The following is a 12,280-nucleotide window of genomic DNA, read 5'->3' as shown; positions in this document are numbered from 1 at the left end:
ACTCAATAAGGATTACATCCAATGACAATACAACTTACTTCGGATCCCATTCAATCCTATAAAAAGTGGGCAATTGAGGGTAAAAATAATTGGGTTTCAGAAAAAATGAGATATTACATCCCCAGTTCCATGCAAGATGCAATTAAATTAGCTCGACTCAATCAATCAACGAATTCAGGCAATTTCTTTACAGATGAATATAGAGAACAACTTGGGAAAATATTTCAAAGAATTACCCAAAAATATCATTTGTTTACTGATAAAGCTCAATCCCATTTAGAAATGTTTTATCAAAATAGACTGGGGATAGAAGTTGCCCATCAACCAAAATTTCTTGGTGGAGAGCGATTTGTCTATAATAAGTTAGCCTGTGGTTCCGCTTTTGCCGACCATGCGGGTGATATGTTTCCTTTTTTCTATATGGCCGATTATGACAAAGTTCATCCAGAATTAATTAAAACTCATTTTTCATTATGCAATTCCCAATCAGGTTTTAATTTATCTATTCCTCCAATCCAGGAAAACGAATATAATGGAACACGGATCAAAGATTTACCGCTACCATCGACTCAAGAAATGAATGAATATTTGAGAAAAATAGAAAAACAATATAAATTTTCAATATCATCCAGTGTTTCAGACAACTGGGAAAGAAAAATGTATGAAGAGCGATTAGATTCCGCTTTACTTCATATTAAAAATAGCTGGACAAAATCAACTGAATATCCAGACATTTTCCTCAATATTGCAGGATTCTTTTCAAATATCGCAAGCGATCAAGGATATCTTTTCCTATCGGCTAGCGATCCAGATTATCGCAGATTATTAATTCCCCACTATGAAATTTTAATGAAAAATCGGACAAATTACTTTCAAATATACGATTCGCTTAGACAAGATTTTACTAACCAAGGGATGGTCCCCCCCCTTCGAGAAATTGCATCAAATTTTATTCCGTTCTTTTATGAATGTCAAAATCCAAATTGCTACCACAACCGAATACAACTGCACGCTGAGTCTAATGGGTCCAAAACCGTTGTCAAAGGAACATGCACATTGTGTAAAAATGAAGTGGAATTCGAAGTAAGTACATCAAATCCGGATTTAACTGGTATCGGCCAAAATTTGACTCCACGTGTAGAATCCAGACAATATTTAGTTTCAAGCACGGTACCAATTGGAGTACATATTGCTGGAACAGGAGAAGCGCGATATTATACCATGGGAATTCCGTTGATGAAAAAATTCGACGCATCGGTTATGCTCCCTGTTATCTATTTTTATAATAAAACAACCATGAATACGATGATTACAAGGAATTTAGAACAGCAAATGATTGATTTACAAATTCCTGGCTTTTTCGATGGTCTGAAAGATGTTATGAAAAATGTGGGAAAATTCAATAAATTATGTAAAAAGAAAGATAATATTGATGAATTTGATAAACGTAGAATAAAAGCGATAGATATTTTGACATCAATGCATACTGCAATGGGACAGCTTGAACAGATTTGCACAAATTATGTCAAATCACATCCTGAATCACCAGAATCAAAAATAGTTGCTTGTTATCTAAGTAATATGTTTGGAAAAATAACCAAAGAAAAACATGGACAAGAAGCGGTATTCCACTGGATAGATTTAGCCTTAAAAAATGGAATTTCACACATTTATGATGATTATAAGAAGTATTACAAAGCATGGATGCCTCCGGGAATGAACATCACTTTTTAATTTTTATCACAGTCATCCTAACCATAAAATATTTTTTCGTTCACACCTTATCAAAATTAATGGAATTGAATAAAAATTGACAACCGAAAGGATACAACGCTTTGGAAAAGAGCACATGGAAAATGATTTCAAAGATCTCGCAATAAAATATACTGGTCCAAAATTTGATGCACACACTCATGTTTGGGATTTAAAATTAGCAGAAGAACATCTCACATATGTCGAAGATTTTAATATAAAAAAATCCTTGGCGATTCTAGATGAAGATATCGCTCAAAATCTTTCCCCAGAACTCAAAGAACGATTTATATTTGCGAGGTTTTTGCGAAGTAAAACACTTTTGAAGGGTAACGCTAAAGATAGCGCAAATATGGTTCAGGAATACTACAACCAAGGATATCCAATAATCAAATTTTGGTTTGGACCTCGCTGGATAGATTATGTAGACGAAGAATTTAAAAAGAAAGCAGGAAAACTGAGACTCTCCAACCCGATTTTTGATCCCATATATTCTAAAATTGAAGAACTTGGATTAATATTCTTGGTGCATAACAGTGATCCAGACACTTATTACGAAAGAGTTTACCAACCTGAAAGTAAATATGGAACAAAAAAAGAACATCTCGATTCATTTGAAGAAGTTCTGAAAAAATATCCTAAAATGAAGATATTAGGTGCACATTTTGGAGCTCAACCTGAACATCTTGATAATTTAGCAAGATGGTTTGATACCTACCCAAATTATTATGTAGACGCAAGTTCTGCGAGATGGATGGCGAGGGAATTTTCTCAAAAACGAGAAGAATCAATTACATTCTTTAAAAAATACAGTGATCGAATTTTATGGGGAACGGACCTTTCCTTTGGTAGCCAACGCCATATTGAAATTCCTGAATACTATTTCACTCGATATTTAACTTATCAAGCACTATTGGAAACAAAAGTGAAAAATCTTGCATTACCATTTCCCGATCCGGAGAATGACAACAAAACCGTAATTAACGGACTAGATCTTCCCATGGATGTCTTAGAAAATATTTATTGGAAAACCGCTGAAAAGTTCTTCCATGGTCTTTAGGATTTTCGAAACCTTATTTTTTTATCCCATTCTTTAGTACTTAGCATGAAAATTCGGGCAATCACGTTAGGACAAAATATTCGAGATAGATCTAAGGATCTCAAAAAAATTAAGGAGAATCTCATCAAGATCCAATCGTTAAAACAAAGTTTTGAAAAAACTAATATTGAAGTTCAATACATAAGATTTGCTGGAGAACCATTCTCAAAACAATCTGATGTAAACAAAGATGAAATTTTGGCAAATCGACATGAAATTTTGACAGAAATGGATTCTTTAGTGGAAGAAGAACTTTTAGGAATCTATTCATTTTGCCCCGGGCTTTGTGATCAATCAACACCTTTAACAATTTCTCAGAAAATGATAATAGATGAACTTCCAATATTGATGAAATCCCATTCAAATATGTTTTCTAGCTTACAAGTGGCTTCAACCCAACAAGGTATCAATTTTGAAGCAGTAAAAGCAGGAGCTCAAATAATTCAACACCTTTCAACCCCAGATCCATTTCAGAATGTTCAATTTGCAGTAACTTTCAATGTAAAACCAAACACGCCTTTTTTTCCATCAGCATATCATCAAGGAATGGCCCCTAAACTGTCAATTGCTTTGGAAGCTGCAGATGAAATGGTTAAAATATTAGAAAATTATCCTCCAACTCAATATTCACTATCGAAAATTAAAGAACAGATCCATAATCGATTTGAGGCAATTTATGATCAGATTGCAAATATCGCAGCCCCATTTTGTGAAGAAAATAAAATAACTTTTGAAGGAATCGACTTTAGCCCCGCCCCATATCCCACCCAAGAAAAAAGTATCGGAACTGTGTTAGAAAAATTACAATTTTCTCATTTTGGTGAAACAGGATCAGTATTTGCAGTAGGCTTCTTAACAGAAGCACTACAATCTACAAATCGACCAAAAATAGGGTTTTCGGGATTTATGCAACCACTTTTAGAAGATTATACAATTTCCTTACGAAATAATGAAGATAAGGTAGATATTTCAAAATTAGTATTACTATCCACGATGTGTGGTTTGGGGCTAGATTGCATTCCAATACCTGGAGATACAGATATAGAATCAATTGAACTTTTATTATTAGATCTTGCGATGATTTCCATACGGCTAAAAAAGCCCTTAACGGCCCGATTAATGCCAATACCCAATAAGAAGGCAGGAGAGAGCACAGAATTCAAGTTTGAATTCTTTACCGATAGTAAAATTTGTCAATTGAAAAGGTCACACTCGAAAATCAATGACATCTCGATTCAAAATATCTCCTATAATTTTTAAGAATTCATGCCATTCCGGTGGCAAGCCATCGCGCCCAATCCGGTCTATCATTTTTTTCAGCCATTAAAACAGCTTTTTTCCAAGGATAGGATACTTGATGATGCTCAACTTGCCATATTCCATTTTCTTGATATAGAACAGAATAATGGGCATCTGGAGATTTTGTTTCCATTTTATGATAATAAGGCATATCATCATCATAAGCTGGTAACCCCACACTCCCAGGATTTAAGATTAAGGTTCCATCAGACAATCTAACATTTCGATGTAAGTGGCTATGCCCGCAACACACACATTTAGCTGATATTTCTTGAATTATATTCTGAAGCTCATTTGAAGATCGAATTTCTACTGTATCAGGTAAAATATGCTCAAAAAGATATTCATTATCAGATTTTGGAATTCCATGACAGAGAAACAGTCCATTGTAATGAAGTGTAGCAGGTAATGATTTGAGGTAATCTAAATGAATATCTGAGATTTTAGACCTTATAATTCTAACATTAAGATTATCACTATATTGATTTTCGAACAAAATTCGATCTTGATTCCCAGCGATGGATATCATATCCCACTTCAATATTAATTTAATAGTTCCTAGTGGATCTAAGGGCCCATAAATGGAATCACCGAGATTTATAATTTGGGATGTATGTCTTTTTTGAAGATCTTCTAGCACAGCTTCTAAAGCCCAACGATTCCCATGAATATCGGACAGTATTGCATATCGAGGTGAATTATTCATAAATCCCTTAAAAATTATGCAGAACCTTTTAAAAAATCATTGAAAAGAGGAAAGTGAAAGTACAACAAAAGATTCTTATTTCCTTATTTCCCGCATTCTAAATGCCTTAATACTATCAATTGAACACCCATTATGCTTAATTTTCTGAAGGGCTTCCTTACTTTTTGTTAAATTTAATTGATTGTCTTCAATGTTCAAATATCTCAAATTGGTTAGTTTTTCCATAGATTTGGGAAGAGAGAGGATTCTGTTATGACTTAAATCCAATTTTGTTAGTTTGGTCAAACTGCTAAAAAGATCTGGTATTGAAAAAATGTGATTTTGTTGGAAATTTAAGATTTCCAAAGAAGTTAGACATCCAATCCAGTAGGGAATTGATGAAAAACGATTATTTCCCAAAAATAAATGCCTTAGTGAGGTCAATAAGACTATAGCTTCAGGGACGGTGATTAAATTCAGATAATAAAGACCTAATTCAACAACGTGTCCTTCTTCAGCAATAAATCCAAATTTCATCTCTACTGAAGAAACAGGTGGAATGGGCAGACCAAGCAATTCTTCAAGATATTTCATAATGTCATATTCATCCTTAACAAGAGGAATATCATTATAGAATAGAGCCCAACTATAATCTTCATCAGGATCAACCATATTTTTAACAATTGAACGTTCTTTAATGTCCCACCTATCGAAATCATCGGGTTTTACAAATCTCTTATCTTCTTTTTCCACTAGAACCATTTGAGCACAAAGTTCTTCAAAAGAAAGCATCGAATCAAGATGAAAAATTGTATTTACAAAATCATCTTGCTTTAACCCGGAATTACAAATAATACCTTCATAACCCACTTCGGACCATCTAAAAGCTTGTTTCTGATCAATTAAACACCCATCTTGTTTCAATTTTCGCAGAATTTCAAAAGATTCCTTAAGATTTATATTATTTCGAGTGATAGAAAGATTTTTTAAACTTGAGCAGTGAATCAAGGAGTAAGGTAAAGATTCCAGATTATTATCATCTAATAAAAGACTGGAAAGCTGTGTTAAATCCCCAAAATTTTTGGGAAGGCTTCTTAGAAAATTATTCGTTAATGAAAGATGAGTTAAGTGGGACAAATGGACCAAAGAATCGGGAAGAAACTTCAGTTGGAGATTGTCAAGCTTTAATTCAGTTAAATATTGAAGATCAGAGATACTTTCTGGTAATTGGGATAGAAATTGATGATTTAACCCTAACTTTAGGATATGACCACCTTCTGCATAAAAACCATTCAAGAAATTATTTTGACTTGATTCTAGGATAGGAGTCTGAATTAATTGTTCTAATATTTGTAAGAATTGAGTTTCTTTGGAATAAAGGGGTACATTTTGGTATAGAAGAGCACCTTCAAAGATTTCATGAATCGGTAACGCATTTTTTACTGAGTTATTCAGAACATTTTCCTTTGCTTGAATAAGAGATGATAAATTCTTTACATAAACTCGATCATCTTCAATTGAAAAATCAAAATAATCACTCCATGAAACTAATGAATCAAATAATTCACTTCTACTTATCCCAAGGTTCTGAATGATTGTGGAAATGTTAATATTGTTTGCATTTTCAAACAATGAAATGAATTCTTGGACTAATTCTGTATCCATTTCAACAAGTTCCATGATAACCTTAAAAATGGGATCAAATTTGTAGGATATGGATTAAAAAAAATCTAAGAAATTTTACAATGGATAAATGAGGCTAAAAACTTAATAACAGTCGTTTGGAGATTTCATACTCAAATCACTATTCTAAAGGTTCCAGAGAAAAGGATTTTCCTCCAGTTTCATTACAAATCGTCTCATAGGTTTTTATCCAAATATCAATCCGAGTTAACATATCTTCGGTTCCACAAGGCATCAAGAGAATATCATTAAAATTCCATTTATCATCTTTAGTCATTTCAGCATAATGCTGTTTCAACGAAAGTCCAATAATAGGAATATTTTCAAAGAATTCGGTTGTTTTTATCTTCTCAATTATAAGATCCCGCCTGATAAGGGGATTATCAGTATCAACCATAAAAAGTATAACATTTTGAGGAAATCCAATTAATTCCATGGAATCAACTTGATCCACTGGATAAAGCAAATACTTCGATCCGATAAATGAGTCAATCAGTTCAAAATTTTTTGTATCAAGCCCAATCAAAACAATGATCGGTAAGCATTCAGATGACATTTAATTAAATAACCTTTGGTTTTTATTCTATTTGAATATTCACTCTATTAAAAATATGTTATGAATTTCACATAAACGTTGCAGATATTGAATACTTCACAAAACGGGATAAATTTTGTTAAGATTAAATTTTGCCTTCAAAAAAATATATTGAATCTAAAAATTATCCAAAATTTTTCCGAAAGAATCTAAAATTTTTCCAAAACAATGCAATAAGTCATCATTCTCGATTGTTTTATTTAGTAATGTTTGAATCACTCAAAAGAATTAAAGAAACTACAAAGTACCAACCGGCTAATTTATTATGCAATCCAAGTCAAGATATGAAATATCTATGGATTATTCAGAAGGATTCATCTCAATATCTATTCTATCATGAATTTTTTGACGATAAACCCTTAGATGGGATATTAATTTCAGGATTACTCTCTGCGCTAAATATTTTTTCTGAAGAAAAAATCGGTCCTCAAGGGATCAATAATATTGAAATGGGTGATTTACAATGGATATATACTCCAGATTCATCTTTAAATCTTCTAATTATTGCTGCATGCGATAAAGAATGCAATTCTACAGTCATGCAAGAAAGATTATCGGTGATTCAGAAAATGTTTATTACCACTTTTGGGATAAACAAAGAATTTTGGGAAGATTGGGACGGGAATACATCAAAATTTAATTCATTTAATGATATAGTTACTACTCTCCAAGAACAATGGGCAAAAGCAAATGAAATGATGAATGTAGGAGTAATATTTGATCTTTTAGGAATATTTCAAGAGATATTATATTTATTTATTAAAATAATTAATGAGAATTTTGGAGCTCTTATGCATGAGGAAATTCTGCGTAATATTCACGGATATAAAAAGAAAATTGAGCAATGGTTAAAAACAGAAGCCATTTTTGATCGATATCGCATAATTGACTTATTTTTACCCCAAATTGATATAATAAATTATAAAATTAATTTCAATCAAACCGAAGGTACCAAAGTTTTAGGCTTAAACCCTATTGGGTTAGATTCAAATGTATTAACTCCAATATTTATGATTGTAATTAAACATTTTAAGAAAGTGATTAAATCTGTCGCAGGAGAAAATGTATGGATGAAAATAATTCAAAAATATTTGCGACCTTATTTATTTTCCAAGTGGGAAGTATTAGAAAAATATAATTTAACCAGAGAAATCTTAGAAATCATTTTGAATTAGGTTTTAATGAAAACATTTACTCTCCAATTATTTTAACTAACACACGTTTATTTCTGCGGCCATCAAATTCCCCATAGAATATCTGTTCCCAAGGTCCAAAATCAAGTACTCCTTTTGTGATTGCCACAACCACACCCCTTCCCATGATCTGTCTCTTCATATGAGCATCAGCATTATCTTCGCCGTAATTATGTTGATAGGAAGAAACCGGCTCATGTGGTGCAAGCTTCTCTAACCAAACTTCATAATCATGATGAAGGCCAGATTCATCATCATTGATAAAAACAGAGGCTGTGATATGCATTGCATTAACTAATACCATACCTTCCTCAATTCCACTCTCTTTTAGGCATGTTTCAATATTAGGAGTAATATTGATAAAACCTCTTCTCGAAGGTACATTAAACCAAAGTTCTTTTCTGTAGGATTTCATGATATGCTCAATCCATATTAAAGATACAATAATTTTAAGGTTTTGATTTAAGTCCTAAGAAATTTAGGTATTTAAACACATAACGATACTTAATGGAAAACCAAACTCACCAAAGTTTTAATGAGAAAACAGTTGAAATCCACTTAGGTTCAAGCAACTTCCAAAATTTTAAAGGTTTTCCAAAAAAAATGCCTTTCTTAAAAGAATTTGAAGGATCTCAACGATATAGATCAAAAAAGGAGCAAGAAGGATTTACGTCACTCCAGGGGTTACCAGAATACCTACCAAATTTACAAGGATTCTATTTTGCTCGAAATTTATTGACAGATTTACAAGGATTTCCATCTGAAATGCCAAAATTAATTGAACTCAACCTTAAACAGAATCGATTAAGAACACTCAAAGGAATATCCCCAAGATTACCAAACGTAGAATCTATTGATATCTCATTTAATGCCTTAAGATCAACGGATTATTTTCCTGCACACTGCCCGAAATTAAAACACTTATTTCTAAATTCGAACAACTTAGATTTATTAGAAGATCTACCAAAATATCCAGATCAATTAGTTGAACTTCAGTTAGATCATAACAATTTATCTAGTTTAAAAGGAATCCCAAAGAAGCTGAATCCAGACACATTTATTAAATTAAACCAAAATCCAATACGAAGTCTGTATGGAATTACCAAAGAAAATGTCATGGCAATTCTCAATTCCATAGAAGAAAACTATAAACATCTTCAATTGGCGGTTTATGGACAAAATCTATTAAATAATTTCTATAGCAATCGGGAACAAATGGGAAACATAGAAAAATTACTAATTTATTATGAAAAATCACCTGCAGAACTTGCCCATAGTTATTGCAAATTGGACTTCAAAATGCCCAAAAGACAAATTGATCGTTTGCTCCATGAGGGAAACTACGAAGAAAGACGGATATTGGAAGCTGAAAAAGAACGAGATGATCCCATAATCGCAAGCCTAACTGAACGATTGCGTATTCAAAAAAAATATCGTATTTTAAGATAAAAAAAGAAAAGGAAGTCGTTTGGCATTAGAAAAAAGCTAAACCTTTTCTAAATTTAATATCTTGAATGATTGATTCACGTTCATGTTCAGGTACGGGAGAATACTTATCAAATAGATTTTGCCAAAATACTCTGCCACTCGTTTGACCTCGAATTTCTTGAGCAAAATCGATAGATTGACGGACGGACATCTTAGCAGTTACATGAGATTTGAAGGCATCCTGAGTTATTTCTAAAATTTTTCCTTGAAACTGATTTACAAGAGAAGTGACAGTGCCAATATACTCTTCAGGAGTAGCGATCATCAGAGTATAAATGGGCTCCAATAAAACAGGTTGTGCTTCTCGCAAGCATGCCATAAAAGCATCCTGAATCATAGTAGAAATTTCAAAGAAATTCGCATCTTCTCTATTTTTAGCTAAATTGACTTCTTTAATTACAATTTTTACTTCTGAAATCGGTTCCTGAGCAATTACACCATGAGATAAAATACCATGTATAGATTCCATTATTTGACCTCGCATATCCAAGGGAACTTGTCGATTATCTTCAGGATCATTTTTAGATTTACCTTTTCGACTTTTCTTCTTTGATGTCTTAGTTTTACTTTCTAAAACTTCATTATCTTCGTCATCATACTCAATTCCAGTATCTTCTTTCAAACGGGAGATAATTACATTTTGAAATTTATCCACATTCCAAAACCCTCGAGATTCATAAACACTAAAACTAGTATGTTGAGGTAATTCTTGTTCCCGCAATATATCATTTTCAATAATTTGAGATTTAACTCCCCGTAAATAAGCGACCGTTGGAGTATCCATCCTCATAACTAACATACGAATACTGTTTAACCCATTAGGACTCGTTGCGTCATGATAGGAACTTATATTTTCGATAGATTCATGAAAAACACTGGTCGGTTTTGAAACTTCCACCTCAACCCCACGCTCTTTTATGGTATTTGCTACAATTTCTAAATGTAAAGGACCCATTCCAGATAAAAGGCACTCCCCAGAATCCGAACTGATTTCCACAGAAATATTAGGATCTTCAACTTGTATTTCCTCAAGAATCTCTTGTAATTGATTAAGATTTTTTAACATATCGGGCTCAATTGCTACAGTAACTACAGGTTCGCTGACATATTTCACTGTCTCAAAAGGTTTCGCATCTTCTTTCGCCTTTACTCCAAATAATGTTTCTCCACTCCGGATTTTTTTAATGCCACCGATGGCTGCAATATTTCCGGCTGGAACTTCAGAAACACTCTCTAACCTAGAACCCATAAATATACTTAATTGATTTATCGATGATTTTTCTTTTCCATTCACTAGCCATACGCTTTGACCTCTCTTTAGAGTTCCCGAAAAAATTCGACCAGTTCCAATCAAGCGATTCTTAAGTTTTTGTACCTTGCTTAGCCCTATGACTAGAGGACCTTTTGGATCGCAATTTAATAACGCTTTTCCAACATCTGTACCACAATCCCCACTCCAAATTGTTTTTATTCTGTATTTTTGGGCTTCAACAGGATTGGGTAAGAATTGCACTACAGCCGCAAGCACCGATTTCCACACAGGATATTGATTTGGAAGAGCTCGATAAGTATCATTATCATAAGCGTGTTGAAAATAATCAAAATTATGTTTATTTTGGACTAACTGAGGAATTACAAACCCCCATTTGTGTAATGCAGAACCAAATAACACCGACCCTTTTTCAGCCGACACGAGCCAAAGATCTTTGGCGAGAGCATCACCGTACATATAAATTAGTTTATTAAAATCTTGTATGATCCTTGAAAACTTGTTCTTTATTTCATCACTATCCAACTTCAACTCTTTGAATAAGCGATCAATTTTATTTATGAATAATAAGGGACGTAGACCTTCTTGAAGAGCTTGTCGTACAACGGTTTCAGTTTGCGAACTAACTTCTTCCACACTGTCTACAATAACCACAACTCCATCAGCAATTCTAAGGGCTCGAGTTACTTTTCCCGAGAAATCTAAATGTCCAGGAGTATCTACAAGATTAATCAAAAAAGGATCTACTGAAGATAAGCTGTGTTCATAGACTAAAGAGATGTTTGCCGATTTCATCGTAATTCCTCGCCTCTGTTCTTCTTCTAAATAGTCCAATACTCGTGCTTCCCCAGCAAGAGATTTGGCGAGTAAACCGGCTTCCGCTAAAAGTGAATCAGAAAGAGTGGTTTTACCATGATCTATATGTCCAATGAGTCCTATGTTTCTTACTTGTTGCGGATTTTCCATCAGTCTTAAAATATCAGCAGTCATTTTTACGCGGCGAGACATTCATTTTACCTCTTTTACTATGAAGGAAATACTCCAACCACTTGAAAAATCGATACTCAAGATCTTCGTCATTTGTTTAGAGTAAATGTAAAATTCGCTCCAAATATCGGATGGGTCAGATAAGTCATCTTTCGCAAATAGTTTATGCGGAATATTTCCTAATATAATAAGTGAAGGGTAATAAAAAAAGTTACAAGAACAATTATTG

10 protein-coding genes are annotated in these 12,280 nt (G+C 33.2%); 5 read left to right on the top strand and 5 right to left on the bottom strand.

Annotation, left to right across the window (positions count from 1 at the left end):
- Positions 1-21 precede the first annotated feature (21 nt).
- From NEF87_RS24975 to NEF87_RS24965, 3 genes are all read left to right on the top strand, one after another.
- Positions 22-1,734 (top strand): hypothetical protein, encoded by a 1,713-nt coding sequence (locus NEF87_RS24975; RefSeq protein WP_457917982.1) that lies wholly within the window; start codon positions 22-24, stop codon positions 1,732-1,734.
- 115 nt (positions 1,735-1,849) lie between these two features.
- Positions 1,850-2,812 carry an amidohydrolase family protein gene (locus NEF87_RS24970; protein WP_457917981.1) on the top strand — a complete coding sequence of 321 codons (963 nt, stop codon included), beginning with the start codon at positions 1,850-1,852 and terminating at the stop codon, positions 2,810-2,812.
- 45 nt (positions 2,813-2,857) lie between these two features.
- A complete protein-coding gene (locus tag NEF87_RS24965; protein ID WP_457917980.1) occupies positions 2,858-4,111 on the top strand; it encodes a DUF711 family protein in 1,254 nt (417 codons plus the stop codon).
- A gap of 4 nt (positions 4,112-4,115) precedes the next feature.
- Here NEF87_RS24965 and NEF87_RS24960 read toward each other — a convergent pair whose 3' ends face one another.
- The 3 genes from NEF87_RS24960 to NEF87_RS24950 all read right to left on the bottom strand — a co-directional run bounded on the left by NEF87_RS24960 (position 4,116) and on the right by NEF87_RS24950 (position 7,074).
- Positions 4,116-4,856 carry a metallophosphoesterase family protein gene (locus NEF87_RS24960; protein WP_457917979.1) on the bottom strand — a complete coding sequence of 247 codons (741 nt, stop codon included), beginning with the start codon at positions 4,854-4,856 and terminating at the stop codon, positions 4,116-4,118.
- 75 nt (positions 4,857-4,931) lie between these two features.
- Positions 4,932-6,515, bottom strand: a complete 1,584-nt coding sequence (locus tag NEF87_RS24955; protein WP_457917978.1) for a leucine-rich repeat domain-containing protein — start codon at positions 6,513-6,515, stop codon at positions 4,932-4,934.
- A 124-nt stretch (positions 6,516-6,639) separates the two neighbouring features.
- Entirely contained in the window at positions 6,640-7,074 is a 435-nt protein-coding gene (locus tag NEF87_RS24950) for a hypothetical protein (protein ID WP_371804179.1), read from the bottom strand.
- 245 nt (positions 7,075-7,319) lie between these two features.
- Here NEF87_RS24950 and NEF87_RS24945 point away from each other — a divergent pair, with 245 nt between their 5' ends.
- Positions 7,320-8,288 carry a hypothetical protein gene (locus tag NEF87_RS24945; RefSeq protein WP_371804178.1) on the top strand — a complete coding sequence of 323 codons (969 nt, stop codon included), beginning with the start codon at positions 7,320-7,322 and terminating at the stop codon, positions 8,286-8,288.
- A gap of 16 nt (positions 8,289-8,304) precedes the next feature.
- Here NEF87_RS24945 and NEF87_RS24940 read toward each other — a convergent pair whose 3' ends face one another.
- Positions 8,305-8,721, bottom strand: a complete 417-nt coding sequence (locus tag NEF87_RS24940) for a secondary thiamine-phosphate synthase enzyme YjbQ (protein WP_371804177.1) — start codon at positions 8,719-8,721, stop codon at positions 8,305-8,307.
- Positions 8,722-8,813: 92 nt separating this feature from the next.
- Here NEF87_RS24940 and NEF87_RS24935 point away from each other — a divergent pair, with 92 nt between their 5' ends.
- Positions 8,814-9,755 (top strand): hypothetical protein, encoded by a 942-nt coding sequence (locus NEF87_RS24935; RefSeq protein WP_457917977.1) that lies wholly within the window; start codon positions 8,814-8,816, stop codon positions 9,753-9,755.
- Positions 9,756-9,780: 25 nt separating this feature from the next.
- On the opposite strand, the gene NEF87_RS24930 is transcribed toward NEF87_RS24935, so the two are convergent.
- Positions 9,781-12,072 carry a GTP-binding protein gene (locus tag NEF87_RS24930; RefSeq protein ID WP_457917976.1) on the bottom strand — a complete coding sequence of 764 codons (2,292 nt, stop codon included), beginning with the start codon at positions 12,070-12,072 and terminating at the stop codon, positions 9,781-9,783.
- Positions 12,073-12,280: the final 208 nt, after the last annotated feature.

Origin of the sequence: Candidatus Lokiarchaeum ossiferum, assembly GCA_025839675.1 — an archaeon.
Classification (GTDB): Archaea; Asgardarchaeota; Lokiarchaeia; order Sigyniarchaeales; family Promethearchaeaceae; genus Lokiarchaeum; species Lokiarchaeum ossiferum.
Note: the sequence above shows the minus strand (reverse complement) of the source record. Positions and strands in the feature narration are given on the sequence as shown.